Annotated in this window: 22 protein-coding genes; 10 read left to right on the forward strand and 12 right to left on the reverse strand. The window is 59.8% G+C overall.

Annotated elements, in window-relative coordinates; genetic code table 11:
* Window positions 1-144: 144 nt before the first annotated feature.
* The 7 genes from BCF11_RS14290 to ilvA form a co-directional block, all read right to left on the reverse strand.
* Window positions 145-771, reverse strand: coding sequence for an LON peptidase substrate-binding domain-containing protein (locus tag BCF11_RS14290; RefSeq protein ID WP_098495316.1), 627 nt, complete (start codon window positions 769-771; stop codon window positions 145-147).
* A gap of 42 nt (window positions 772-813) precedes the next feature.
* Entirely contained in the window at window positions 814-1,695 is an 882-nt protein-coding gene (gene rapZ / locus BCF11_RS14295) for an RNase adapter RapZ (RefSeq protein WP_098495317.1), read from the reverse strand.
* A 254-nt stretch (window positions 1,696-1,949) separates the two neighbouring features.
* Window positions 1,950-2,897 (reverse strand): HPr(Ser) kinase/phosphatase, encoded by a 948-nt coding sequence (gene hprK, locus BCF11_RS14300; RefSeq protein ID WP_038485268.1) that lies wholly within the window; start codon window positions 2,895-2,897, stop codon window positions 1,950-1,952.
* 48 nt (window positions 2,898-2,945) lie between these two features.
* Window positions 2,946-3,422 (reverse strand): PTS sugar transporter subunit IIA, encoded by a 477-nt coding sequence (locus BCF11_RS14305; protein ID WP_098495318.1) that lies wholly within the window; start codon window positions 3,420-3,422, stop codon window positions 2,946-2,948.
* A 317-nt stretch (window positions 3,423-3,739) separates the two neighbouring features.
* A complete protein-coding gene (locus tag BCF11_RS14310) occupies window positions 3,740-4,351 on the reverse strand; it encodes a hypothetical protein (protein ID WP_098495319.1) in 612 nt (203 codons plus the stop codon).
* A 132-nt stretch (window positions 4,352-4,483) separates the two neighbouring features.
* Window positions 4,484-5,323 carry an NADPH-dependent 7-cyano-7-deazaguanine reductase QueF gene (gene queF, locus BCF11_RS14315; protein WP_098495320.1) on the reverse strand — a complete coding sequence of 280 codons (840 nt, stop codon included), beginning with the start codon at window positions 5,321-5,323 and terminating at the stop codon, window positions 4,484-4,486.
* Between the two features lie 141 nt (window positions 5,324-5,464).
* Window positions 5,465-6,991, reverse strand: coding sequence for a threonine ammonia-lyase, biosynthetic (gene ilvA, locus BCF11_RS14320; protein ID WP_098495321.1), 1,527 nt, complete (start codon window positions 6,989-6,991; stop codon window positions 5,465-5,467).
* A 176-nt stretch (window positions 6,992-7,167) separates the two neighbouring features.
* On the opposite strand from ilvA, the gene BCF11_RS14325 reads away from it, so the two are divergent.
* Entirely contained in the window at window positions 7,168-7,659 is a 492-nt protein-coding gene (locus tag BCF11_RS14325) for a YqaA family protein (RefSeq protein WP_098495322.1), read from the forward strand.
* A gap of 107 nt (window positions 7,660-7,766) precedes the next feature.
* Entirely contained in the window at window positions 7,767-8,618 is an 852-nt protein-coding gene (locus BCF11_RS14330) for a hypothetical protein (protein ID WP_098495323.1), read from the forward strand.
* 1 nt (window position 8,619) lies between these two features.
* Here the strand turns inward: BCF11_RS14330 and BCF11_RS28005 are convergent, their stop codons facing one another.
* Window positions 8,620-8,769, reverse strand: a complete 150-nt coding sequence (locus tag BCF11_RS28005; RefSeq protein WP_158229199.1) for a hypothetical protein — start codon at window positions 8,767-8,769, stop codon at window positions 8,620-8,622.
* A 355-nt stretch (window positions 8,770-9,124) separates the two neighbouring features.
* Here BCF11_RS28005 and BCF11_RS14335 point away from each other — a divergent pair, with 355 nt between their 5' ends.
* Genes BCF11_RS14335 through BCF11_RS14345 form a run of 3 tightly spaced genes read left to right on the forward strand, consistent with a single transcriptional unit; the run spans window position 9,125 to window position 14,025 of the window.
* The gene (locus BCF11_RS14335) at window positions 9,125-13,141 is read left to right on the forward strand and encodes a DUF3683 domain-containing protein (protein WP_098495324.1); all 4,017 of its coding nucleotides are present in this window, start codon (window positions 9,125-9,127) and stop codon (window positions 13,139-13,141) included.
* Between the two features lie 2 nt (window positions 13,142-13,143).
* The gene (locus BCF11_RS14340) at window positions 13,144-13,572 is read left to right on the forward strand and encodes an HIT family protein (protein WP_098495325.1); all 429 of its coding nucleotides are present in this window, start codon (window positions 13,144-13,146) and stop codon (window positions 13,570-13,572) included.
* Between the two features lie 21 nt (window positions 13,573-13,593).
* Window positions 13,594-14,025, forward strand: a complete 432-nt coding sequence (locus BCF11_RS14345) for a gamma-butyrobetaine hydroxylase-like domain-containing protein (protein WP_098495326.1) — start codon at window positions 13,594-13,596, stop codon at window positions 14,023-14,025.
* A 163-nt stretch (window positions 14,026-14,188) separates the two neighbouring features.
* On the opposite strand, the gene BCF11_RS14350 is transcribed toward BCF11_RS14345, so the two are convergent.
* From BCF11_RS14350 to BCF11_RS14365, 4 genes are read right to left on the reverse strand one after another with little or no spacing between them, the layout of a single operon-like run.
* Window positions 14,189-15,319 carry a 2-aminoethylphosphonate--pyruvate transaminase gene (locus tag BCF11_RS14350; RefSeq protein WP_098495327.1) on the reverse strand — a complete coding sequence of 377 codons (1,131 nt, stop codon included), beginning with the start codon at window positions 15,317-15,319 and terminating at the stop codon, window positions 14,189-14,191.
* A 60-nt stretch (window positions 15,320-15,379) separates the two neighbouring features.
* The gene (locus BCF11_RS14355) at window positions 15,380-17,125 is read right to left on the reverse strand and encodes a putative 2-aminoethylphosphonate ABC transporter permease subunit (RefSeq protein ID WP_233212485.1); all 1,746 of its coding nucleotides are present in this window, start codon (window positions 17,123-17,125) and stop codon (window positions 15,380-15,382) included.
* Window positions 17,104-18,231, reverse strand: coding sequence for a putative 2-aminoethylphosphonate ABC transporter ATP-binding protein (locus tag BCF11_RS14360; protein ID WP_098497508.1), 1,128 nt, complete (start codon window positions 18,229-18,231; stop codon window positions 17,104-17,106). Before BCF11_RS14360 ends, BCF11_RS14355 begins: the two co-directional genes overlap by 22 nt.
* A gap of 29 nt (window positions 18,232-18,260) precedes the next feature.
* On the reverse strand, window positions 18,261-19,325 hold the full coding sequence (locus BCF11_RS14365; RefSeq protein ID WP_233212487.1) for a putative 2-aminoethylphosphonate ABC transporter substrate-binding protein: 1,065 nt from the start codon (window positions 19,323-19,325) through the stop codon (window positions 18,261-18,263).
* A 192-nt stretch (window positions 19,326-19,517) separates the two neighbouring features.
* Here BCF11_RS14365 and BCF11_RS14370 point away from each other — a divergent pair, with 192 nt between their 5' ends.
* The 5 genes from BCF11_RS14370 (at window position 19,518) to BCF11_RS14390 (ending at window position 25,145) form a co-directional block, all read left to right on the forward strand.
* Window positions 19,518-20,234, forward strand: a complete 717-nt coding sequence (locus BCF11_RS14370; protein ID WP_098495328.1) for a phosphonate utilization associated transcriptional regulator — start codon at window positions 19,518-19,520, stop codon at window positions 20,232-20,234.
* Window positions 20,235-20,267: 33 nt separating this feature from the next.
* The gene (gene phnA / locus BCF11_RS14375; protein ID WP_098495329.1) at window positions 20,268-21,521 is read left to right on the forward strand and encodes a phosphonoacetate hydrolase; all 1,254 of its coding nucleotides are present in this window, start codon (window positions 20,268-20,270) and stop codon (window positions 21,519-21,521) included.
* 50 nt (window positions 21,522-21,571) lie between these two features.
* Window positions 21,572-23,029, forward strand: coding sequence for a phosphonoacetaldehyde dehydrogenase (gene phnY / locus BCF11_RS14380; RefSeq protein WP_369827854.1), 1,458 nt, complete (start codon window positions 21,572-21,574; stop codon window positions 23,027-23,029).
* 13 nt (window positions 23,030-23,042) lie between these two features.
* Window positions 23,043-23,594, forward strand: coding sequence for a phosphonate degradation HD-domain oxygenase (locus BCF11_RS14385; RefSeq protein WP_098495331.1), 552 nt, complete (start codon window positions 23,043-23,045; stop codon window positions 23,592-23,594).
* Between the two features lie 162 nt (window positions 23,595-23,756).
* On the forward strand, window positions 23,757-25,145 hold the full coding sequence (locus BCF11_RS14390; protein ID WP_098495332.1) for an FAD-dependent oxidoreductase: 1,389 nt from the start codon (window positions 23,757-23,759) through the stop codon (window positions 25,143-25,145).
* Window positions 25,146-25,302: the final 157 nt, after the last annotated feature.

Here is a 25,302-nt window from a genome sequence, read left to right on the forward strand (position 1 = left end):
TTCGCGGGAATGACGGGGTCGCCGAGACCGGGATGCGTAGTCGGGGTCGCCGAGACCGGGGCGCGTAGCTGGGGTCGCCTAGACAGGCGCGTCAATGACGACACGGCCCCCACTTTAACAGGCCTCAAGTCCAGCTCAGGTTTTCTAGATAATATTGTGCTGCAGGAGGTACTGGTGGACGATGCCCAGCCGCTCGCGGCCGTCGGTCAACTCCAGCAGTTTCTGTCTGGCTTTCAAAGGAATCGGCAGGATTTCGCACCAGCGGTTGGCGACCCAGCCGGCATTGTCGAATTGGACAGGCAATGAAAACGGACTGGCGTAATCCACGCCGTGCGTGGCGCGTCCCTTCTTGTTGATATCGTCGATCACCAGCTTCAAGGTGCCGGCGCATTGCAGGTGAACTTCATCCGGCGTGGTCGCAGGATCATCGGCTATCAACGCTACCTGCGCCTCCAGGCGCTGGTCCTGCAATACCCGCTGCTGCAGGATGCGGAAGCGCTGGCTGCCTTCGGTGCGCAGCATCATCACGCCCAGGTCTTGCATGTCCCATTCGGTGATGCGGGTCAGGCAACCGACGTTTTCAGGCTCCGCCGCCAGCCCCACCTCCTGTCCGGATTTGATCAGGACCACGCCGAATTGCTGCTCGCTTTTCATGCAGGCGCGCAGCATGTCCAGGTAGCGTGTTTCAAAGACCTTGAGCGGCAGCACACCGCCGGGGAACAGGACGGCATTGAGAGGAAATAACGGAATCCAGGAATTGTTTTCGGACATGGAAAAAGAAATGAACGGCTGAGAGGATGAACTGCGGCTTGATTAGTGGTCGCCGGCGCGCTTGGCCAGCTCACGATGGCGCCGCACTACGCGTTCCGACACCTGGAAATACTCCGCCAGCTGTTCCACCATATATACGGAGCGATGCTGGCCGCCGGTGCAGCCGATCGCCACCGTCAGGTAACTGCGGTTGTCGTCCTTGAATTCAGGCAGCCATTTTTCGACAAAATTGCGGATGTCGCCCAGCAGGTCGCTGACCTTGGGCAGGCCTTCCAGGAAGGCGATCACCGGCTGGTCGCGTCCGGTCAGCGGCCGCAGCTTGATGTCGTAATGCGGGTTCGGCAGCATCCGCACATCGAACACCAGGTCGGCGTCCAGCGGCACGCCGCGCTTGAAGGCGAACGATTCGAACAGCAGGGTCAGCGGCGCCGGTTCGGTATCGACCAGCTCCTTGATCCAGCTGCGCAAGCGGTTGGCGCTCATGTCGGAAGTATCGATGGTATGGCCGATGCTCTCGATCTCGACCAGCATCTCGCGTTCGATCAGGATGCATTCGGTCAGGGTCAGGCGGTCGCTCGGATTCTGGCCAGGCCGCAGCCGGTGCGACAGCGGGTGGCTGCGGCGGGTCTCGGAAAAACGCGCGATCAGCGATTCAGTCTGCGCCGTCAGGAAGAATACCTTGACGTCGTGCCCTTCGGCTCTCAGTTGCTGGATATCGCTCGGCAGGCCGGCCAGCGAATCGGCGCTGCGGGCGTCGGTGGCGACCGCCAGCATCTGCGCGCCTTCATGCTGGCGGGCGGCGACCAGCTCGCGCAGCAAGACCGGCGGCAGATTGTCGACGCAAAAATAACCCGCGTCTTCGAGCACTCGAAGAGCGACTGATTTGCCGGAACCGGAGATGCCGGTGATAAGAATAATGCGCATTGGAGAATGATACCGTAAGTCGCGGGTTTTACAGGAAGTGTCCGGATTGAAAGGGGCATGCATCGCATGCCGCCGAATCTGCAACACCGTATTTTATATGTGACGGGTAGGAATCCTGTGTCCGCTGCGCCTGCGGTTTTGTATCGCTGTGTACTTCTTGTCTAGTCAGTTGGGGACAGAGCCGCACGGGGAGTGTAATTCGCCACGCTTCGGTGGCTCTTAAACCCTATCCGGGCGACTCTGTCCCGCAAATATTACAAATCGCTATCGCTGTCCATCGCAATCCGTTGCCGCGCGATGAAGTCCTTGAGTGTGTCGATGCCGCGCAGCTGCAGTATGGTATTGCGCACCGCGGCTTCCAGCAGCACCGCGATGTTGCGGCCGGCGGCCACCGGGATGATGACCTTGCGGATCGCCAGTCCCAGCACTTCCTGGGTATGGGCATCGAGCGGCAGCCGTTCGTAGTTTTCCTCCAGCGTTGCGCGGCGCACCAGGTGGACGATCAGCTTGAGGCGCATCTTGCGTCGCACCGCGGTTTCGCCGAAGATGGTCTTGATGTCGAGCAGGCCGAGGCCGCGCACTTCCAGCAGGTTCTGCAGCAGATGTGGACAGCGTCCTTCGATCATGTTGGGCGCGATGCGCGCGAATTCGACCGCATCGTCAGCCACCAGGCCGTGGCTGCGCGAAATCAGTTCCAGCCCCAGCTCGCTTTTGCCAAGTCCGGATTCGCCGGTGATCAGAACGCCGACGCCCAGCACATCCATGAACACGCCGTGCATGGTGATGCGCTGCGCCAGTTTTTTCGACAGGTACACGCGCAGGTAATCGATCACCTGGGCCGCGGGCAGCGGCGTGGAAAACAGCGGGATATTTTTTTCGTCGCAGATTTCAAGGATGTCCGGCGGCGTCGCCAGTCCTTGCGCAATGATGAATGCCGGCGGCGCGCCCGCCACCAGTTCGGCGGTCTGGTAGACCCGCGAGGTAGCCGACAGACGCTGGTAATACTCGGTTTCCTGATGGCCGAAGACCTGGATCCGGCCCGGATGGATCAGGTTCAGGTGGCCGACCTGGTCGGCCGCCGAGGCGGCGTCGCCGGAAATCAGGCGCTCGCCGCCGGGGAAGCCGGCAAACCAGCCTAGTTGCAGCGACTCGCGGTTTTCGTCATACAGTTGCTGGATCGAGAGGGGCGTGGAAGCGGGCATGGTTGGCATCTGACATGGTAATTGGGCGGGCGGTTGCCCTCCTGTCAATTATGTCGCATTTTCCGTGCCCATGGGCTGCCAAGAGACAATGTGGGCATGCACCGAGGCCGGATCGGGATCGCTGGCGAGGATCTGGCGGAAGGCGTCGCTGGAAAACATTTCGGCGATTTCCGACAGGATTTCCAGGTGCTGCTGGGTGACGTTGTCTGGAATCAGCAGGAAAACCAGCAGGTTGACCGGTTCGCCATCCGGCGATTCAAACGGAATCGGTTCGGCCAGGCGGACAAATGCCGCCAACGGCGCTTTCAAGCCTTTGACCCGGCCGTGCGGCACGGCAACGCCGTGGCCCAGTCCGGTGGAGCCGAGGCGTTCGCGCGCAAACAGGTTATCGGAGACGGTAGAGCGGGCAATGCCGCAGTTGTTTTCGAAGAGTAAACCGGCTTGTTCGAAAGCGCGTTTTTTACTGGAGACTTCCAGATCCAGCGCCACATTTTGTGCGGGCAGGATTTTTGCAAGATTAGTCATAATACAAATTGGTATGCGGTCCAGTATGGATGGTTTGTCTTACTTAGCAGAGCCGCCATCGCTAAAAACCTGCCGCAGCATGTCGAAAACATGCCAAATTCGGGGGTAGGCTGCGGCTCCTTGCTACGTGAGCGCAGATTTTACTACAACGTCTCCCCCGGTCTGGTCCAAGCCGGCATGGCTCGGGCTACGGTGTGCGTGGCGCCTTCACGGCGCCGATATCGTTTCTATTGGCGACACCCAACCCGAATTATAGACTTGATTCCGGCCAACAACATCAACTTGCAATGATGCTTATCGCTGAAAAGCCTGGTGTTTTACTTAACTTCGAAGCGCGCGAATACCAGCCAGACATCGCCATTGCCTTTGTTCTGGGACAGGCGCGGCACGTAAGAACCCATCAGCTTGGCGCCCTTGACCCCCAGCGACAGGACTGGCAAGGCAATCGGAAACGGGAAGCCGCCGAAGTAATCCTGGCGGCTCATCAGCATGGCGGTATAGCCGGCGCCTACTTCGACCGGGGTCTTGGGCACGTTCCAGATCCACTCATAGGCATAGCCGGCCATGATCTGCGGCTTGTAGTGGGAGTCGCGAATGGCAAACAGATACAGGGATTCGTCATTGCCGTCGGCATTGCGGATGGTGCGGCCGCCGCCCAGGCCCCAGGCCTTTTCATTCAATTCCCGGATTTTTTCTTCGGTATAGGTACGGCGGCCGTGATAGGCGTAGCCGGACAGATACACTTCCATATCGCCATTGTTGGCGATATTACTCAGCCGATCCTGAGTCTGGGTGAGGGTTTTGCTGAACCAGCCGGTGGTATCCGGGGTTTCCTGAGCGTGGGCCGGGGCACACACGGTGGCGATTGCAGTCATGCCGGAGAATATTGCGGTCCTTTTGACGGCGGTGAAGCGAGAAAAAATTGTCATAAAATATAGAGTCCTTTACAGCGAGGTGCTACGGTAGACGTGTAGTGACAACGCGTCAATATCCCCGCCAATTTAATGCGTATTTATCTGCTTAAGTGCTGTCTTTTTGCTACAAATGTAACGAATTGTGTATTACTGCCTTGCTTGGCGCCAATTCGAAGGGGGCTGTCCGGTGGAAAAATTACTGCGCCACGGATTGATGTCCAGGCCGCCGCGGCGGGTATAGCGCGCATATACAGACAACTTTTGCGGCGCACAGTTGCGCATGATGTCCATAAAAATGCGTTCCACGCATTGTTCATGGAATTCGTTATGGTCGCGGAAGCTGATCAGGTAGCGCAGCAGGCTTTCCTGGTCGATGGCCGCGCCGACATAGTGGATCTGCACGCTGCCCCAGTCCGGCTGGCCGGTCACCAGGCAATTTGATTTCAGCAGATGCGAGACTAGTGTTTCTTCAATGACAACTTTGTTTGGATCCGTCTTCAGCAGCGAGGGATTCGGCTGGTATTCGTCGACTTCGATATCCAGCCGGTCCAGCAGCAAGCCCTGCGGCTCTTGTATTCTTTGGCTGGCAAAGGCGTCGGCCGTGGTCAGCGTGACGTGCACCGGCGCGCCGAAGCCGGCCGACAAATCGTTGCGCAACAGCTGCAGCAAGGCATCGGTATCCGCCAGCTTGGTTTGATTGAAGGAGTTCAGGTACAGCTTGAACGACTTCGACTCGACAATATTCGGGGAATCGGCTGGTACGGTAAACGTGGCGATGGCAACCTGGGGTTTACCGCGTGCGTTAAGCCAGGACACTTCATACGCATTCCAGATATCGACGCCAAAAAACGGCAAAGTGCCGCTGACGCCGATTTCGTCGCGCTTGCCCTGGCGGGCGATCGGGAACAGCAGCGAAGGCTGGTACTGCGTCTGGTAGGCGGCGGGTTTGCCGAGCGGCGAGGCGTCGGGTGTATTTGGTGTGGTCATGGCTTTTGCTTGTACTTAAAAGCAGTATTTTGCCAGATAAGCATGATGTTCCTGATATGAGCTGCTAAATTGCTGGTATTTGCGTTTATCAGAAACCATGATGCCTGCTTGCGGCCTTGCGCCGCAAGCAGGCTGAGCAACTTAGCCGAGGAACAGTTTGTAGACCGGATTGCTGCTCTCGTCCCAATAACGATAGCCGAGGCTGGCAAGGAAAGTACGGAATGCTTTCATTTCTTTTTTCGGCACCTGCAGGCCGACCAGGATACGGCCGACATCGCCGCCCTGGCTGCGGTAATGGAACAGGCTGATGTTCCAGTTGGGCGCCATCGAATTCAAAAAGCGCATCAGCGCGCCCGGCCGCTCGGGGAATTCAAAGCGGTACAGCAATTCGTCGTGCGCCAGTGCGCTCTTGCCGCCCACCAGGTGGCGTACGTGGACCTTGGCCAGTTCGTCATGGGTCAGGTCGAGCGTATCGAAGCCGTGCTTCTCGAAGTTTTTGGCGATCTGGGTGGCTTCGTCGCGGCTCGAAGTCTGCACGCCGACAAATACGTGGGCAGTCTTTTCATCGCTGATGCGGTAGTTGAATTCAGTGACGTTGCGCGGGCCGACCTGCTCGCAGAAACGGCGGAAGCTGCCGCGCTGCTCGGGGATGGTGACGGCGAACACCGCTTCGCGCAATTGTCCGATATCGGCCATTTCGGCGACAAAGCGCAAACGGTCGAAATTCATGTTGGCGCCGGAAGCAATCGTGACCAGGGTCTGGTCTTTGATTGGCTTGCGCGTGCCCTTGCTGCGTTCGACATAAGCTTTGGCGCCGGCCACCGCCAGCGCGCCTGACGGCTCCAGGATGCTGCGGGTATCCTGGAACACGTCCTTGATCGCGGTGCAGACGGCATCGGTATCGACCAGGATCACTTCATCGACATACAGGCGTGCCAGGCGGAAGGTTTCTTCGCCCACCAGCTTGACCGCGGTGCCGTCGGCAAACAGGCCGACATCCGGCAGCGTCACGCGGCGGCCGGCCTTCAGGCTGCGCGCCATGGCGTCGGAATCGGTGGTTTGCACGCCGATGATCTTGATCTCTGGACGCACCGCCTTGACATAGGCGGCGATGCCGGCGATCAAGCCGCCGCCGCCGATCGGCACGAAGATCGCATGGATGGGGCCGGAGTGCTGGCGCAGGATTTCCATGCCGATGGTGCCCTGGCCGGCGATGACGTAAGGATCGTCGAAAGGATGGACAAACGTCAGCTTGTGCTTTTTTTCCAGCGTCAGCGCGTGGTTATATGCATCGGTATAGGAATCGCCGAACAAGACCACTTCGCCGCCGCGCGCCTTGACGCCGTCGATCTTGATCTGCGGCGTGGTCTTCGGCATAACGATGACCGCGCGGCAGCCGAGCTTGGCCGCGGACTGCGCCAGGCCCTGGGCATGGTTGCCGGCCGATGCGCAAATGATGCCGCGCTTGAGCTGCGCCGGCGTCAGGCTGGCGGCCTTGTTGTAGGCGCCGCGCAATTTGAAGCTGAACACGCTTTGCATATCCTCGCGCTTGAAATAAATCTGGTTTTCAATTCGCTGCGAGAGCGTTGTCGCCAGTTCAAGCGGGGTTTCGACCGCGACGTCATAGACGCGGGCGGTGAGGATTTTTTGCAAATAATCTGTGGTCATGTCGTTAGTCAGTAGTGGATGGAACGTGGTCGGCAACAAGATCAGGCAGCGGGAAACAGCCGGTCATTATAATGGAGGGCTTTTTTAGCGCCACCAGGTTTTCTCGGCCGCACCGCAATCCGTCTCATTTCGAGCCGCCATGCGCGGCCGGTCTGCCGTCTTTATGAATTGCTTTTATGATCGAATCCGCCGTTTTATGGCTGCTCAAGACCCTGGCCGTGCCCAGCGTCGGCCTGACTTCCGTCTTTATCATCAGCTTCGTCGCCGCCACCTTGCTGCCGCTGGGCTCCGAGCCGGCGGTGTTCGCCGTGGTGAAGGTCAATGGCGCACTGTTCTGGCCGGTGATCTTCGTCGCCACGCTGGGCAACACCCTGGGCGGGGCGGTCGATTACTGGATGGGCTACGGCGCCAAGCAGGCGTTCGCGCGCGAACGCGGCAGCAGCTGGTTCGGCTGGCTGGAGCGCTATGGCGCGAAAACCATGCTGCTGGCCTGGGTGCCGGGCGTCGGCGATCCGATCTGCACCCTGGGCGGCTGGCTCAAGCTGCCGTTCTGGCCCTCGCTCATGTACATGGCGATCGGCAAATTCCTGCGCTACATCCTGGTGGTCTGGCTGCTGCTGAATGTGCCGGACGGCTTCTGGCGCGAGGTCGCGAGCTGGCTGGCGTGAGCTGAAAATAAACCGTGGATTTTTGCAGCGCACTACGATATATTTCTCTGAATCAACACTGGTTTGCATGCTTCTTTGAAATCGAAAACCTTCGAGGAGAGAACGCCATGAACAAACTGGACATCGGGGAGATTTGTGAGCGCATCGCAGTGCAAGCGCCGTATTTTGCATTCACAGAGTTGCGCGGCGTACCGAATCGGATTGTCCAAGGAATATTTGCGTCGGAGCAACCCCTGGGTTTTGAAAACGGTCCGGTAGCGTCCGCGGAAATCGGCCGCCACCTGGCGATTCTCGGCTCCTGCGCCGCCGTTGCCTGGCAAGCGGCGCCGCAGATCTATTACCTGGCGACCAAGGCGCGTTACAGCAAATTGCATGATGTGGCGCAGCGCGAGTCGGGCTCCTGCTACCAGGCCACGGCGGAGGTGTTGAGCCAGGACCGGCGTTCGCTGACGGCGCAAGCCATCGTTTCGGCGGAGAGGCCATTTGCCCATCTGTACTGCGAATACCAGGCCTTGTCGGAGCCGGTTTTCCTGCGCCTGTTCAAGGATTACCGGGTGCCGTCGGCGCCGCTTTCCGAGCATTCCCCCTATCGGCAATCGGTGCAGCTGGAATTTGACGCCGCTGTCGGCCATACGCTGGTTGCGCACAGCAAGGCGCTGGCGCCGGCCCGCTGCGCCGGCCATTTCCTCGATTACCCGGCATGGCCGGTCGCCATCATCGTCCACACGGTGGCGCAGACCACCAGCAGGCTGCTGCATCACATCCTTGACAAGGAAGTCAGCTACACCGTCCTCAAATGCGATCTGGTGGCCCATCAGCTGGTGCCGGCATCGGAGCCGCTGTCCTTCCACACCAGCGTCATTACGGCATCCGCCTATCTGTCGCACTATGTATTTGAAACCAGGGTGATGCGGCGGGAAGAAGTTGTCGCTACCGTGATGACCGAGCTGCAAGTCTGAATCAGAGGGCGGACAGTCCCGCCCAGAACATCGCCGGCGTAATCAGCAGCAGGATCGCGTAAGGCAGCATGCGCACGGGCCACGCGCGGTTGCGCAGCAGATAGGACAGGCCGAAGTAAGGGTTTCTTTTGGATAAAGAGACTGGTGTCATGGCAAGGCTCCCGGCGTGTACTGCTTCATTACTTACGAAGCACTGCACTAAGTAATTGATCAGCCCTTGCACTGGCCGTAGTCAGCCAGTGTGAAGGAAATGCTTTCCAATATTTCGCTGATGATCTGGCTGAACATGAGGGACTCCTGAAAGTGATGGGGGTGCATCGATTGTAGTCAAAAACTATTAAAATATAGAAATTGATTATATTAATTAATTCCATATGAATAGGCTATAAGTCAACCGAATGTTGTAGTCTGTATCTTGCACTGCACAAATCGACTGCTTGCCGTCGCGAACGGGCGCAATCAGCTAAAATGCTGATTCAGCAGCAGTAGCCAACTTCTCAAGACCAATGAACGCCCCAGTCAAAATCCAGGCATTATTGTCAGATGCGCCACAAGGCGCCACCCCTACGCGATTGCGCGAGATCCCCTATAACTACACCTCGTTTTCCGATCGCGAGATCGTGATCCGTCTGCTAGGCGAAGCGTCTTGGCGCTTGCTCGACGAATTGCGCGGCAAACGCCAGACCGGCCGCTCCGCCCGCATGCTATATGAAGTACTGGGCGATATCTGGGTGGTGCGCCGCAATCCGTATTTGCAGGACGACATGCTGGACAATCCCAAGCGTCGCCAAGCCCTGATTGACGCGCTGCATCATCGTCTCAGCGAAGTCGACAAACGGCGTATCGTCACCGACCAGGCCGACAGCGCCGACGCCGTCAACGATGAAGAAGCCAAGAAGCGCAGCGAGAATGTCGAAGCGCTGCTGGCTGCCGCCCGCAAGGCGATTGCCGCTTTTGCCGACGAATTCCGCCAGACCTACGACTTGCGCAAGCGCGCCAACAAGGTCCTGGGCCGCTATACCGCCAAGGACAACATCAAGTTCGACGGCCTGTCGCGCGTTTCCCACGTGACCGACGCCACCGACTGGCGCGTCGAGTATCCGTTCGTGGTGCTGACGCCGGACGGCGAAGATGAAATGGCCGGCCTGGTCAAAGGCTGCATCGAACTCGGCCTGACCATCATCCCGCGCGGCGGCGGCACCGGCTATACCGGCGGCGCGATTCCGCTGACGCCTTTGTCGGCGGTCATCAACACTGAAAAACTGGAGCAGCTGGGCGCGGTCGAAATGGCGGTCCTGCCAGGGCTGGATAAAGAGTACGCCACGATTTATTCGGGCGCAGGCGTGGTCACCAAACGCGTTTCCGACGCCGCTGAAAAAGCCGGCTTCGTGTTCGCGGTCGATCCGACTTCGGCTGAAGCGTCCTGCGTCGGCGGCAATATCGCCATGAACGCCGGCGGCAAGAAAGCCGTGTTGTGGGGCACCGCGCTCGACAACCTGGCAAGCTGGCGCATGGTCGACCCGAACGGCGACTGGCTGGATGTCACACGTCTGGACCACAACCTCGGCAAGATCCACGACACCCCGCTGGCGCGCTTCCAGCTGGAATGGCGCCATCCGGCCGAAAAAGGCCGGCCAAGCGAAAAGCCGTTCAAGACCGAGATCCTGGAAATCGCCGGACGCGTCTTCCGTAAGGAAGGCCTGGGCAAGGACGTCACCGATAAATTCCTGGCGGGTTTGCCTGGCATTCAAAAAGAAGGCTGCGACGGTTTGATCACCTCCGGGCGCTGGATCCTGCACAAGATGCCTAAGCACACGCGCACCGTCTGCCTGGAATTCTTCGGCCAGGCGCGCGATGCGATCCCATCGATCGTCGAGATCAAGGATTTCCTCGATGCCGAGACCTTAAAGGGCGGGGCGATCCTGGCCGGCCTGGAGCATCTGGACGAGCGCTATCTGCGCGCAGTCGGCTACACCACAAAATCGAAGCGCGGCGTACTGCCTAAGATGGCCCTCTTCGGCGATATCGTCGGCGACGATGAAAACGCGGTAGCGCAAGCGGCCTCGGAAGTGGTGCGCATGGCCAACAACCGCGTCGGCGAAGGTTTTGTCGCGGTGAGCCCGGAAGCACGCAAGAAATTCTGGCTGGATCGTGCTCGCACGGCCGCCATCGCCAAGCATACCAACGCCTTCAAGATCAATGAAGACGTGGTGATTCCGCTCAACCGCATGGGCGAATACACTGACGGCATCGAGCGCATCAATATCGAACTGTCGGCCAAGAACAAGCTGCAGCTGCTGGACGAGCTGCGCGAATTCCTGCTCAAGGGCAATCTGCCGCTGGGCAAGGGCGATGACGCCGACGGCGACGATATTCCCGCCACCGAAATCCTGGAAGACCGCGTGCACCAGGCCGAGCAGCTGCTCGACAACGTGCAGGCGCGCTGGACTTATCTGCTGGAGCACCTGGATACGCCGCTGCGGGACGCCAAGCCGCAATTGTTCGCACTCGGCCTGGAAAAACTCGACCTCGTGTTCGAGCAGCGCCTGCTGCAGCAGCCGGACGCCACCGTGTTCGACGTGGTGCAGGACCGCACCATCCGCATCTCCTGGAAACAGGAAGTGCGGGCTTTGCTGCGGCAGATCTTCAATGGCGCGTCCTTCAAGCTGATCCTCGACGAGTGCAGCGCGGTGCACAAGCGCGTCTTGCGCGGCCGCGTGTTTGTCGCCTTGCACATGCATGCGGGCGACGGCAACGTCCATACCAACCTGCCGGTCAATTCCGATCACTACGAAATGCTGCAGGACGCGCACGCCGCGGTGGCCCGCATCATGACCCTGGCGCGTTCGCTGGACGGCGTGATTTCGGGCGAGCACGGGATCGGCATCACCAAACTGGAATTCCTGACCGAAGACGAGATCAAGGATTTCCGCAGCTACAAGCTGCGCGTCGATCCGGAAGGCCGCTTCAACAAGGGCAAGCTGCTGAACCTGCCGGGCTTCGAGGCCGACCTCAGCAATGCCTATACGCCGTCGTTCGGCCTGATGGGGCACGAATCGCTGATCATGCAGCAAAGCGATATCGGTGACATCGCCAACAGCGTCAAGGATTGCCTGCGTTGCGGCAAGTGCAAGCCGGTGTGCGCCACCCACGTGCCGCGCGCCAACCTGCTGTACTCGCCGCGCAACAAGATCCTGGCCACTTCGCTGCTGGTGGAAGCCTTCCTGTACGAAGAGCAGACCCGGCGCGGCATTTCGATCAAGCACTGGGAAGAATTCGAAGATGTGGCCGACCATTGCACCGTCTGCCACAAGTGCGTAACGCCATGCCCGGTCGATATCGATTTCGGCAACGTCTCGATGAACATGCGCAACCTGCTGCGCAAGATGAACAAGAAATCGTTCAATCCCGGCACCACCGCGGCCATGTTCTTCCTGAATGCGACCGATCCGGCCACCATCAACATGACGCGCAAGGTCATGACCGACTGGGGTTTCAAGGCGCAGCGCTTCGGCAACGACCTGCTGAAGAAATTCGCCAAGAAACAGACCAAGAAGCCACCTGCGACCGTCGGCAAGGCGCCGATCAAAGAGCAGGTGATCCACTTCATCAACAAGAAGATGCCGGGCAACCTGCCGAAGAAGACCGCGCGCGCCTTGCTGGATATCGAAGACGACAAGATCGTGCCGATCATCCGCGATCCGAAGAGCACCACCGCCGATACCGAAGCCGTATTCTATTTCCCGGGTTGCGGTTCGGAACGGCTGTTCTCGCAGGTCGGCCTGGCTACGCAAGCCATGCTGTGGCAGGTCGGCGTGCAAACCGTGCTGCCGCCGGGCTACCTGTGCTGCGGTTATCCGCAGCGTGGTTCGGGCGATTACGACAAGGCCGAGAAGATCATCACCGACAATCGCGTGCTGTTCCATCGCATGGCGAATACCCTGAACTATCTCGACATCAAGACCGTGATCGTTTCCTGCGGCACTTGCTACGATCAGTTGCAGGGCTACCAGTTCGACAAGATCTTCCCGGGCTGCCGCATCATCGATATCCACGAATACCTGCTGGAGAAAAATCTCAAGCTGGAAGGCGTCAGCGGTACGCGTTATATGTACCACGATCCTTGCCACAGCCCGATGAAGCTGCAGGATCCGATGAAGACAGTGAATGCTCTGATCACCACCGACGACGGCGCCAAGATCGAAAAGAACGAGCGCTGCTGCGGCGAGTCTGGCACCTTCGGCGTCAGCCGTCCGGATGTTTCGACCCAGGTGCGCTTCCGCAAGGAAGAGGAAATGAACAAGGGCGCCGACAAGCTGCGCGCCGACGGTTTTGGCGGCGACGTCAAGATCCTCACTTCCTGCCCGTCCTGCCTGCAGGGTTTGTCGCGCTACAACGACGATTCCGGCACCACCGCCGATTACATCGTGGTGGAGATGGCGCGTCACCTGCTGGGCGAGAACTGGTTGCCTGACTATGTTGCGCGCGCCAACAACGGCGGCATCGAACGGATCCTGGTGTGACCATGAAAATGCATTCAGCTGATTGCGAACTGTGCAACGGCGACGGTGGGGAAGTACTCCATTACGCCAAGGAATTTCGCGTGGTGCTGGTCGATGACGCCTCCTATCCAGGTTTCTGCCGTGTCGTCTGGAACGATCACGTCAAGGAAATGACTGACCTGCCGGTGGCCGATCGCAGCACCTTGATGGCCGCGGTCTGCAAGGTGGAATCGATAGTGCGCGCCGTCATGCAGCCGGAGAAAATCAACCTGGCCAGCCTCGGCAACATGACGCCGCACCTGCACTGGCATGTGATTCCACGCTATGCGGACGATGCGCATTTTCCCAGTCCGGTATGGGCCGAGGCGCAACGGCAGCCGTCGCCATCCACCCTGGAGCAGCGGCAGGCATTGCTGGGCGCATTGCGTTCCGCCATCTCCGAGCAGTTTTAATCCTCTCTACAGGCAATCTCCATGACCGGTTCCAAGCAATCAGCCCCGGCGCCTGCGCCGGTGTCATTCGTAGTACACAAGCAGTCGTGCAAGCTGGAAGTCGCCTTCGATGACGGCGCCGTGTTTTTGCTGCCGTTCGAACTGATGCGCGTATATTCGCCGTCGGCCGAAGTCAGCGGCCACGGTCCCGGTCAGGAAGTACTGCAGACCGGCAAGCGCAATGTCGAAATGGCGGCGCTCGATCCGGTCGGCAATTACGCCGTCAAACCGACTTTCTCGGACGGCCACGTCAGTGGCATCTTTACCTGGGCCTATCTGTACAAGCTGGGCCGCGATCAGGAAGTGATGTGGGAAGACTACCTGCAGCGTCTGGATGCCGCCGGTCATGGCCGAGAGGCCGGACGCGATCTGTCGATGACCAGCAAGAGCGCGGGCGGCCACGGCTGCGCCTGAAAGAGTTGGCAATCTAGTCACCGCCACCTCGTCGGTCACGCCTCGGTGATCCCGTCATTCCCGCGAACGCGGGAATCCATTCTCACTGCCAAATTCAATAGTTTGGATTCCCGCGTTCGCGGGAATGACGGAGCGAGGCGCGCAAGGCCCCACGCAGAATCCATCAGGAATTGACCGCATTCCTGGTCTTGATTCCCATCTCCCGCAGCGTATCGCCTATCGCATGCACCGCCTGCTGCATTTCTTCCGCGCCGATCGCCCCTATGCAACCCACGCGGAAAGTTTCGGCCTGGGTCAGCTTGCCCGGGTAGAGAATGAAACCCTTGTCGCGCACCCGGTTGTAGAAATCCTTGAATTCATAATTGGCGCTATTCGGCGCGTGCATCGTGACGATGATCGGCGCCTGGATTTTTGCCGGCAGAAACTGCACTAATCCCAATTCACGCATGCCGGCCATCAAAGTCTCATAGTTTTTCGTATAACGCGCCAGACGCGCCGGCTGGCCGCCTTCCGCAAAGAACTGATTGAGCGCCTGATGGAAGGCAACCACAATATGGGTCGGCGGCGTGAAGCGCCATTGGGTGGTCTTTTCCATGTAGGCCCACTGATCGTGCAGGTCTAGCGACAGGGAGCGCGAATTGCCGGCGGATTTTTCCAGCACGCACTTGCGGACGATGACAAAGCCCATGCCAGGGGGACCTTCGATGCATTTGCCGCTGGCGGCGATCAGTGCGTCGAACGGGATTTTGGCTGCATCGATGGCCAGCGCACCGAAGGAACTCATGGCGTCGATGATCAGGCTCTTCTTGTGCGCCGCCACCACCTCAGCGATGTCCGCCAGCGGATTGAGGATGCCAGTGCTGGTTTCGCAATGGATCACGCCAACATGGGTGATGCTGCGGTCATTGCTCAAAACCTGCTCGACATCGGCGCCGGTGGTCGGCACATCGTCGGCGGTTTCAAATACAGATACCTGGCGTCCCATCATTTCCACTATCTTGGCCATGCGCTTGCCGTAGGCGCCGTTGATCAGCACCAGCATGTGGCCGTTGCGCGGCAGCAGGGTGTTGACCGCCGCTTCTATCGAAAACGTGCCGCTGCCCTGCATCGGCACGCAATCATGGGATTCATGGGCGTTGGCGATGTCCAGCAGCTGCTGGCGTACCTTGGCGGTGATCGCATTGAAGGAGGCATCCCATGAACCCCAGTCTTGCAGCATGGCGCTCTTGGTGGCGAGCGAAGTTGTCAATGGTCCGGGGGTCAGCAGAATCGGGTCGCGGCTTTGCAGGCTCATGATATTTCCTTTGGTCGGGTGCAGATATTGGGACAGGTGTTGGTCAGGTAGTCAGATGATTCAGCAGCGGCGCCAGTTTTGCGCCTTCTTCAGCAGCACGCCGGTCGCCAGCGCGTACAACAGGCAGACCAGCGCCGAGGTCAGCACGATCAGGGTGCCCATCGCCGCCGCCGGGCCGATCTTGCCTTCGGCTTCCAGGTTCAGCAGCGCCACCGAGGCCAGGGTAGTGTCGGGCGAATACAGGAACACCACCGCTGAGATGGTAGTCATGGCGTTGATGAACAGGTAGCGGCCGATATCCAGGATGGCCGGCATGCAGACCGGCACCGTGACGCGCATGAAGGTCTTGTAGAAGGGCACCTTGAGCGAGGCCGATACCGCTTCGAACTCGTTGTCGATCGCTTTCAGGGCTGTGACGGCGGTCAGATAGCTGGAGGTGAAATAGTGCACCACGGTCGACAATACCAGGATCGCCATGCTGCCATACAGGAAGCCGAGCGGATTGGCCGGATGGTTGAAGAACATGATGTAGCCCAGGCCCAGCACCAGGCCCGGCACGCCCATCGGCAGCATCGCCAGCAAGCGGATGATTGGCCGGGCGGCGTCCATGCCGCGGGTTTTTTCCACCAGGTAAGCGCTGCCGAAAATCAGTACGATGCCGCTGGCGACCACATAGGCTGCCAGCCGCAGGCTGTTGAAATAGGATTCCAGGATGCCGTCCTGGACCAGGCCGAAATAATAGTGGTCCCATACCAGCGTCAGGTTGTAAGGCCACAGCTTGATGAAGGAGGTATACACCGCCATGCCGAGCACGGACAGCAGCAACAGGCAAACCGTGGCGCAATAGCAGAACATCAGGCTGTCGAAGAGGCGGTGTGGCTTCGGCACGAAAGGCACGGCGCGCGCCGACAGTTGCGATTGCAGCTTGCGCCGTATACTGAAATCGACAGCAAACGCCATCAGCGCCGGCAACAGCAGCAGCAAGCTGACTACCGCCCCCTTGTTGAAATTCTGCTGGCCGATCACCAGCTGGTAGACATCGATGGCGAGTACATTGAAATCGCCGCCGATCACCTTGGGTACGCCGAAGTCGTTGACGGTGAATGTGAACACCACCAGCGCTGCGCTGATCAGGCCGTACTTGGCGCCGGGCAGGGTGATGGTGCGGAATTTGCGCAGGCGGCTGGTGCCGAGCGATTCCGCAACTTCATACAGGCGGCCGTCGGCCAGCGACAGCGCGGTAATCAGGATCATCAGCGCGTGCGGAAACACCGCGTAGCATTCGCTGATGATGATGCCGATCGGACCATAGATGGAAGCGCCGCCCAGCAAGCCCTTGAGCAGGCCCTGGGTGCCGAACCACTGGATGAATGAAATCGCCGCCAGCAGCGACGGCGCCAGGATAGGGATCAGCGACAAGGTGCGGAACAAGCGCTTGAACGGCATCATGCTGCGCGTCAGCGCATAGGCGAAAGTGAAGGCCGCCGGGATCACCAGCAGCGTCACCGAAACCGCCACCAGCAAGGTGTTTAGCACCGATTGCCGCAAGGCAGGGGTCGCCATGTATTCGCTGAACTGGCGCAGGCCGACGAAAGCGCCATCCTTGTCCTGTACGCTCTGGATCAGGATCGTCAGCACCGGCATCAGCAGGAATACCGCCAGCCCGGCGCATACCAGCAACAGCAAGCCATGAGCGATACGGTCGTGCCAGTGGCTTTGCTGGCGGCCGCCCGCTGTGACACTGGCCGGCAGCGGCAAGATGCCGAGCGTGCTGGCCGGCCTGCTCACGCCGCCACCGTCTGGCATGGTGCGTGTTCCGGATACACGCGGATGCGTTCCGGCAGCAGGCCGTAGCGCAGCTTGCTGCCGACAACGATGCCGAGTTCTTTCAACAGGTTGAGCGACATCGAGGCCACCACTGGCTGCTGTTCCATGCCTTCCAGCAGCACCGTCAGATAGCTGAAGGCGCCCAGGAATTCGATCTTCTTCACTTCCGCCATGGTGTGGTTGCGGGTGCGCTGCTCGACGTCGCGGGCGACAAAGTCTTCCGGCCGCAGATAGACCTTGACCGGCGCCCCCGCTGGAATATGATCGACCCGCGATTCGCAATGGAAATCCAGCTGGCCGACGCGGAAACGGCCGTCGCCGAGCGAAGTGCCGCGCAGGATGTTGACCTTGCCGACGAACGAAGCAACGAAAGGCGATCCGGGTTGCAGGTAGATATCCTGCGGCTTGCCGCACTGCTCGATGACGCCATGGTTCATCACTACGATGCGGTCGGCCATGGTCAGTGCTTCTTCCTGGTCGTGGGTGACCATGATGGTGGTCACGCCCAGCCGCTGCTGCAGCTGGCGGATCTCGCTGCGCAAGCGTACCCGCTCCAGCGCATCCAGCGCCGACAGCGGCTCATCCAGCAGCAGCAAGCCGGGCGAGGTGGCCAGCGCCCGCACCAGCGCAATCCGCTGCTGCTGGCCGCCGGACAATTGTCCAGGATATTTGCTGCCGCTGGTCGGCAGTCCCGCCAGCGCCAGCAGTTCCTGCACCCGCGCGGCGCTGGCGCTGCGGCTCTGGCGCCGGTTCACCAGGCCGTAGGCGACATTGTCGGCGATGGTCAGGTTGGGAAACAGCGCATAGGACTGGAACACGATGCCGTAGTCGCGCTTGATCGGCGCCAGCCAGGAAATATCCTTGCCGCCCTGGACGATGCGGCCCTGGTCCTGGCTTTCGAGGCCGGCGATGATGCGCAGCAGAGTGGTCTTGCCGCAGCCGGACGGCCCCAGGAAACAGACGAATTCGCCTTCGGCGACGCTCAGGTTGATGTCGCGCAGAGCATGGAAACTGCCGAACGACTTAGAGATATTTTCCAGCGCCAGATACGGCTGGCTGGTTGAACAAGGACTCTGCTGCGGCATCATGGCAATTCTCCGGATAGCTCGTGGGCTTACTTCTTTTCCGCTTTGGAGTTGTAGCGCGTGCCCCATTCGGCCAGGATGCGTTCGCGGTTCTTGGCGGACCAGTTGAAATCGTTGGGTTTGATCAGCAGCTTTTCGTAGTCGTCCGGAATCCCTTCCACTTTCTTGGCGATGCCGGGATAGGCTACGATGGCCCACCAGTTGGCGCTCACCTGGTTGGCTTCCTTGCTGCTCATCCAGTCGACCAGTTTTTGGGCCGCGGCCAGGTTCTTGGTACCCTTCATGATGCCGCTTGCTTCCACATCCCAGCCCAGGCCTTCTTTCGGGAAAATCAATTCGACGGGGGCGCCGCTGCGCTTGACCTGGTGGCCGCGGAATTCGAATGAGATGCCGATCGGGAATTCGCCGGTGCCGGCCATGGTGCAGGGTTTGGAGCCGGAGTGGGTATATTGGGCGATGTTCTGGTGCAGGGCGTCCATGTACTGCCAGCCCTTGGCTTCGCCGAACATTTGCAGCCAGGCGGTGACGTCCAGATAGCCGGTGCCGCTGGAAGCCGGGTGCGGCATCACGATCTGGCCCTTGTAGACCGGCTTGGCCAGGTCTTGCCAGCTGGTTGGCTTGGGCAGGTTGAGTTTCTTGGCTTCGACGGTATTGAAGCAGACGGTGGCGCCCCAGACATCCATGCCGACCCAGGCTGGCGGCCGCGCCGTGTCGACATAGGCCGGATTCAGTTCTTTCATGCCGCTTGGTTCATACGGCAGCAGCATGCCTTCCTGGCCCAGCAGCGCCAGGCTGGTGGCGGCCAGGCCGACCACCACGTCGGCTTGCGGATTGTTTTTTTCAGCCAGCAGTTTAGCGGTCACGACGCCGGTGGAATCGCGCACCCAGCGGATCTCTACCGTCGGATTGGCCTTTTCGAAGCCATCCTTGTACTGCTTCATGGCATCGGTTTCCAGTGCGGTGTACACCAGCAGCGCTGTTTTTCCCTGGGCATGGCTGCTGGATGCCGCCAGCATGGAGCCGGCGCCGAGCAGGGCAGCGGCTGCCCCGGCTGCTGCGCTGGCGCGCAGGATTCGTGCAAATTGCTGTTTCATTCTCATCTCCTCAGATGTTGAGCAAATCGTCCACCGTTGCAAATACCGAAACCTGGGTCAGTTGCTGTGTTGTCATGGACACCAGCTTTTCCTTTCTGACGCTTTTTATTGCATCATGTTTTATGTATTTTGTTGACAATCTACACGTTGTTAAATTAAAGTGCAATCACCAACTCAAAAAAAAGAAACGCCATGACAACCAACCGCACAATGAACACCATCGCCCTGGTCCAGAAAAATTCGCTGCCTTCATTGGTGCAGAAGGAGCTTGAGCGCATGATCCTGGCCGGCGACCTGGTCGCCGGCGACAAGCTCAATGAAGTGTCGCTGGCGGAAATGCTGGGTGTTTCGCGCGGCCCGGTGCGCGAAGCGTTCCGTGCGCTGGAAGAGGCTGGCCTGGTGCAGCAGGAAAAGAATTGCGGCGTCTTCGTGCGCCAGATCTCGGTCGAGGAAGCCGACGAGATCTATGAAGTGCGGGCAGCGCTGGATGAGCTGATCGGCCGCAAGCTGGCCGCCGCCATCAAGCCGGCCCAGGTGCAGGAACTGCGCACGCTGCTGGAGCGCATGGATGGCATGGTCGCCCTGGGCGATGTCGACGGCTACCTGAAGCTGAACCTGGCCTTCCACGATGCCTTGGTGCAGTTCAGCGCCAATAAGAAGCTGTTGCATACCTACCGCCGCCTGGTCAACGAACTCAACCTGTTCCGCCGTTCGGCGCTGGCGCAAAAGGGCAGCTTGCCGACTTCCACTACCGAACATCACCAGATCGTCGACGCCATCGCCGCCGGCGATGCGCAGGCCGCCGGCGCCATCATGCGCGAACACGCCGAAGCCGGCCGCCAGCGCATGCACAAGGCGCAGGAAAAGATGGCCGCCGCAGCGGCAGCCGAACAGATCACTTTGAAGTAGCAAGCCCCTCAGACTTACAGCGAAGGCAAGCACATGTCCAATACCAAAACCCTCAGCGGCTCTTTCAACGGTTCTTTCAACATTAATGGCCGTAGCTATCAAGCGATGCAGCAACCGCTGGTGGTGGTCTGTGTTGACGGCTGCGAGCAGGAATACATCAACCAGGCGATCCAGGCCGGCGTCGCACCCTTCATGAAAAAGATGGTGGAGCAGGGCACGGTGCTGAGCGCCGATTGCGTGGTGCCCAGCTTCACCAATCCCAACAACCTGTCGATCGTGACCGGCGTGCCGCCGGCGGTGCACGGTATTTGCGGCAACTACTTCTACGATCTGGAAACCAAGCAGGAAGTGATGATGAACGACGCCAAGTACCTGCGCGCCGCCACCATCCTGGCCACCTTTGCCGACGCCGGCGCCAAGGTGGCGGTGATCACCGCCAAGGACAAGCTGCGCGGCCTGCTGGGCCACAAGATGCGCGGCATCTGCTTCTCGGCGGAGAAGGCTGACCAGGCCACGCTGGAACAGAATGGCATAGCCAATCTGCTGGAGCGGGTCGGCATGCCTTTGCCGTCAGTGTACAGCGCCGAGTTGTCGGAGTTCGTGTTCGCCGCCGGCGTCAAGCTGCTGGCCAGCGAACGGCCTGACATCATGTATCTGTCGACCACTGACTATATCCAGCACAAGTACGCACCGGGCACGCCGGGCGCCAATGCCTTCTACGCCATGATGGATCATTACCTGACCCAGCTCGATACTTTGGGTGCGGTGATCGGCCTGACCGCCGACCATGGCATGAACGCCAAGACCGACAGCGCCGGTAAGCCGAACGTGATTTATCTGCAAGACGTGCTGGATGCCAAGGTCGGCGTCGAGAAGACCCGCGTCATCCTGCCGATCACCGATCCTTACGTAGTGCACCACGGCGCACTTGGCTCCTACGCAACGGTGTACCTGGGCGCCGCCGCCAATGCCGCTGAAATCGCCGACAAGATCCGCGCCATCTCCGGCATCGAGCTGGTGCTGACGCGCGAACAGGCGGCCCAGCGCTTCGAGCTGCCGCCAGACCGCATCGGCGACCTGGTGGTGGTGAGCGAACGCCTGACCGTGATCGGCACTGCCGCCAGCCGCCACGACCTGTCCGAGCTGAAGCTGCCGCTGCGCTCGCACGGCGGCATCTCGGAACAAAGAGTGCCGCTGATGTTCAACCGCAAGCTGAGCGCGATTCCCGCCGATCACCGTCTGCGCAATTTCGATGTGTTCTATCTGGCCATGAATCATGCACAATAAGCACGCGCAGTAAGCAAGAAACCACAACCATCGATTGATTCGAGGACATGATGCTGACCGAACTGAGCAAGCTCAAGCAGGGCGAACCTTTACATCAAGACATGCGGATTGCCGGCAAGCTGGTTGGCAACCCGCGCCGCATAGAAATCCGTAACCCCTTCAATGGCGCGCTGGTCGGTTCGGTGCCGAAAGCCACGGTGGACGACATCCGTCACGCCTTCAAGACGGCGCGCGCATTCCGCTCGCCGCTGACGCGCTACGAGCGCTCGCGCATCATGCTGCGCACTGCGGAACTGCTGCGCGCCAATACCGATGCCATCTCCGACCTGATCACGGCGGAAGCCGGCCTGTGCAAGAAAGACAGCCTGTACGAAGTCGGCCGCGCTTGCGACGTTTTTGTGTTTGCCGCCAACCAGGCGCTGGTAGATGACGGCCAAGTGTTTTCCTGCGACCTGACGCCGCATGGCAAGCAGCGCAAGGTCTACACGCTGAAAGAACCGCTGCTGGGCGCCATCTCGGCCATCACGCCATTCAATCATCCGCTCAACCAGGTCGCCCACAAGGTTGCGCCATCCATCGCCACCAATAACCGGATGGTGCTGAAGCCGACTGAGAAAACGCCGCTGTCGGCGCTGCTGCTGGCCGATATCCTGTATGAAGCAGGCTTGCCGCCGGAAATGTTCTCGGTGGTGACCGGCGATCCGGCTGAAATCGCCGACGAGATGCTGGTCAATCCGGATGTCGACCTGGTGACCTTTACCGGCGGCGTGCCGATCGGCAAATACATCGCCGGCAAAGCCGTCTACAAGCGCCAGGTGCTGGAACTGGGCGGTAACGATCCCATCATCGTGATGGAAGACGCCGACCTGGAAGAAGCGGCAACGCTGGCGGTGTCCGGCTCCTACAAGAATTCCGGCCAGCGCTGTACTGCCATCAAGCGCATGATCGTGCACCAGGCCGTGGCGGACGAATTCGTCGATCTGCTGGTGCGCAAGACTAAAGCGGTCAAGTACGGAAATCCGATGGATCTGCAGAACGACATGGGTACAGTAATCGATGCCCGCTCCGCCAGCGTCTTCGAAGCCAAGGTGAACGACGCCTGCCAGCGCGGCGCCAAACTGTTGTTCGGCAACCAGCGCGACGGCGCTGTGTATTCACCGACCGTGCTGGATCACGTTCCGGCCGACTGCCAGCTGGTGGCGGAAGAAACTTTCGGTCCGGTCTCGCCAGTGATACGCTGCACCGATATCGCCGATGCGATCCGCATTTCTAACTCCACACCTTATGGTTTGTCGTCCTCGGTCTGCACCAACCGGCTCGATTACATCACGCGCTTTGTGCGCGAACTGGAAGTCGGCAGCATCAATGTGCGCGAAGTCCCGGGTTACCGGCTGGAGCTGACGCCGTTCGGCGGCATCAAGGATTCCGGCCTCGGCTACAAGGAAGGCGTGCAAGAAGCGATGAAGAGCTTCTGCAACACCAAGACCTATTCCTTGCCCTGGAACTGATCGGATTTCCAACATGCTCACTATTGCGCAAATCTGCGATCTGTTCGAACAGGGCGGCCATGAAATGTATAGCGGCGAGCCGGTCAATCAGCTGCAGCATGCCCTGCAATCTGCGACCCTGGCCGAACAGGCCGGCGCCGATACTGAACTGGTATGCGCCGCCTTGCTGCACGACCTCGGCCATCTGCTCAATCCTCAAGGCGAGACGCCGTCGGCGCGCGGCGTCGACGACACCCATCAATATTTTGCCATCCCCTATTTGCGCGGCTTGTTCAGCGCGGCGGTGCTGGAGCCGATCCGTCTGCACGTGGACGCCAAGCGCTATCTATGCGCGACAGACGCCGCCTATTGGGGACGTCTTTCCGAAGATTCCAAGCGCAGCCTGGAATTGCAGGGCGGTGTATTTTCCGCGGCCGACGCTGCGCAGTTCATTGCCCGGCCCTACGCTGCCGATGCTGTCAGCCTGCGTCTTTGGGACGATCAGGCCAAGGTGGCGGGAATGCAGACGCCCGATCTGCAGCATTTCTCCAGACTGATGTCGGCCTGTGCATCAGTCAGGACATAGCTTGCTTCAAAATCACGGTCATTCCCGCGAACGCGGGAATCCAAATTGCGATCGAAAATGGATTCCCGCGTTCGCGGAAATGACGTGGAGGAAATTTGTTTAGGTCTAAGAGTGTTCTCATTACCGGGCCATTCTTTTTTGATTATCTAGGATAGATACCCCATGCGCCCATTCTGGCTGGAAGATGCATTATTCACCGACGGCGAGCTGGCTCCCGCTCTGCAAGGCCAGCAAAAGGCCGACGTCGCGATCGTCGGCGGCGGCTTTACCGGCTTGTGGAGCGCGATCCAGCTGAAGCAGCAAAATCCCGCGCTGGACATCGCCATCGTCGAAAGCGACCTGTGCGGCGCCGGCGCCAGCGGCCGCAACGGCGGCTGCCTGCTGACCTGGTCGACCAAATTCTTTACCTTGCGCCGCCTGTTCGGCGAGGCCGAAGCGATCAGGCTGGTGAAGGCTTCGGAAGCAGTGGTCGACCATATCGGCAATTTCTGCCGCGAGCACAAGATCAACGCCGAATTCCGCCAGGACGGCACGCTCTTCACCGCCACCACCAAAGCGCAGCTGGGCGTGCTGGATCCGGTGCTGGATGAACTGAAGCGCCAGGGCATCAGTTCCTATCATTCTCTGCCGGACGCCGAAGTGCAGCGCCGCTCTGGTTCGGCGCGCAATCTGTCCGGCGTGTTTTCACCGATGGCGGCGACCGTCCATCCGGGCAAGCTGGTGCGCGGTTTGCGCCGCGTCGCCTTGCAGATGGGGGTGCGGATTTACGAAAGAACGCCGATGCTGTCGTTCACGCCTGGCGCCAGAGTTACCTTGCAAACACCCGCCGGCAGCCTGCAGGCCGGCAAGGTGGTGTTGGCGATCAATGCCTGGATGGCCAGCCGCTTCCCGCAGTTCGAGCGCACGCTGGCGGTGGTGTCCAGCGATATGGTGATCACGGAAAAATGTCCCGAGCTGCTGCAGCGCATCGGCCTGACAGACGGTGTGTCGGTGCTCGATTCGCGCACCTTCGTGTTCTATTACCGCACTACCGAAGACGGCCGCCTGATGCTGGGCAAGGGCGGCAACACCTTCGCCTGGCGCGGCCGCATCCTGCCGGTATTCGACCAGCGTTCCCCCTATGAGCAGCAACTCAAGCGCAGCCTGCATGAATTCTTCCCGGCGCTGGCCGGCGTGCCGATCACGGCCAGCTGGAACGGACCGTCAGACCGCTCGGTCACCGGTTTTCCGTTCTTCGGACGGCTGAACGATATGCCGAATGTGTTCTACGGTTTCGGCTATTCCGGCAACGGTGTCGGCCCCAGCTACATGGGCGGGCAACTGCTGTCATCGCTGGTGCTCGGCCTGGACAATGACTGGAGCCGCAGCCCGCTGGCGGCCGGCCCGCGCGGACAGTTTCCGCCGGAGCCGGTACGCTATCTCGGTTCGCTGGTAGTGCGCAACGCCATCCGCCGCAAGGAACTGGCGGAAGACCAGGACCGCAAACCGTGGCTGCTGGACCAGATGCTGAGCAAGCTGGCCAACGCGGCCGGCAAGGCCGATAAAGCATAAGCAGGTTTTGGCAACGACATCACCCTAGGCCAGGTTCGGGCATTCTTCTCACACGTTGGTCGATTTTCACCAGATTTTTCCGTAAATTACGCGCAATGCGGAATTAAGCGGCAGGCAGCCGGTCGAACCAAGGAGCATCTGCCTGTGCTTGATATAC

Source organism: Collimonas sp. PA-H2 (assembly GCF_002564105.1).
Classification (GTDB): domain Bacteria; phylum Pseudomonadota; class Gammaproteobacteria; order Burkholderiales; family Burkholderiaceae_D; genus Collimonas.

Excerpts from the sequence above, each read along its gene's own strand:
- BCF11_RS14385 (WP_098495331.1), top strand. The coding sequence starts at position 23,043 with ATGCTCACTATTGCGCAAATCTGCGATCTGTTCGAACAGGGCGGCCAT.
- BCF11_RS14310 (WP_098495319.1), bottom strand. The coding sequence starts at position 4,351 with ATGACAATTTTTTCTCGCTTCACCGCCGTCAAAAGGACCGCAATATTC.
- BCF11_RS14355 (WP_233212485.1), bottom strand. The coding sequence starts at position 17,125 with ATGCCAGACGGTGGCGGCGTGAGCAGGCCGGCCAGCACGCTCGGCATC.
- ilvA (WP_098495321.1), bottom strand. The coding sequence starts at position 6,991 with ATGACCACAGATTATTTGCAAAAAATCCTCACCGCCCGCGTCTATGAC.
- phnY (WP_369827854.1), top strand. The coding sequence starts at position 21,572 with ATGCTGACCGAACTGAGCAAGCTCAAGCAGGGCGAACCTTTACATCAA.
- BCF11_RS14290 (WP_098495316.1), bottom strand. The coding sequence starts at position 771 with ATGTCCGAAAACAATTCCTGGATTCCGTTATTTCCTCTCAATGCCGTC.
- BCF11_RS14330 (WP_098495323.1), top strand. The coding sequence starts at position 7,767 with ATGAACAAACTGGACATCGGGGAGATTTGTGAGCGCATCGCAGTGCAA.
- BCF11_RS14370 (WP_098495328.1), top strand. The coding sequence starts at position 19,518 with ATGACAACCAACCGCACAATGAACACCATCGCCCTGGTCCAGAAAAAT.
- BCF11_RS14305 (WP_098495318.1), bottom strand. The coding sequence starts at position 3,422 with ATGACTAATCTTGCAAAAATCCTGCCCGCACAAAATGTGGCGCTGGAT.
- phnA (WP_098495329.1), top strand. The coding sequence starts at position 20,268 with ATGTCCAATACCAAAACCCTCAGCGGCTCTTTCAACGGTTCTTTCAAC.
- BCF11_RS28005 (WP_158229199.1), bottom strand. The coding sequence starts at position 8,769 with ATGACACCAGTCTCTTTATCCAAAAGAAACCCTTACTTCGGCCTGTCC.
- hprK (WP_038485268.1), bottom strand. The coding sequence starts at position 2,897 with ATGCCCGCTTCCACGCCCCTCTCGATCCAGCAACTGTATGACGAAAAC.
- BCF11_RS14360 (WP_098497508.1), bottom strand. The coding sequence starts at position 18,231 with ATGCCGCAGCAGAGTCCTTGTTCAACCAGCCAGCCGTATCTGGCGCTG.
- BCF11_RS14345 (WP_098495326.1), top strand. The coding sequence starts at position 13,594 with ATGACCGGTTCCAAGCAATCAGCCCCGGCGCCTGCGCCGGTGTCATTC.
- BCF11_RS14335 (WP_098495324.1), top strand. The coding sequence starts at position 9,125 with ATGAACGCCCCAGTCAAAATCCAGGCATTATTGTCAGATGCGCCACAA.
- queF (WP_098495320.1), bottom strand. The coding sequence starts at position 5,323 with ATGACCACACCAAATACACCCGACGCCTCGCCGCTCGGCAAACCCGCC.
- BCF11_RS14340 (WP_098495325.1), top strand. The coding sequence starts at position 13,144 with ATGAAAATGCATTCAGCTGATTGCGAACTGTGCAACGGCGACGGTGGG.
- rapZ (WP_098495317.1), bottom strand. The coding sequence starts at position 1,695 with ATGCGCATTATTCTTATCACCGGCATCTCCGGTTCCGGCAAATCAGTC.
- BCF11_RS14325 (WP_098495322.1), top strand. The coding sequence starts at position 7,168 with ATGATCGAATCCGCCGTTTTATGGCTGCTCAAGACCCTGGCCGTGCCC.
- BCF11_RS14365 (WP_233212487.1), bottom strand. The coding sequence starts at position 19,325 with ATGAAACAGCAATTTGCACGAATCCTGCGCGCCAGCGCAGCAGCCGGG.
- BCF11_RS14390 (WP_098495332.1), top strand. The coding sequence starts at position 23,757 with ATGCGCCCATTCTGGCTGGAAGATGCATTATTCACCGACGGCGAGCTG.
- BCF11_RS14350 (WP_098495327.1), bottom strand. The coding sequence starts at position 15,319 with ATGAGCCTGCAAAGCCGCGACCCGATTCTGCTGACCCCCGGACCATTG.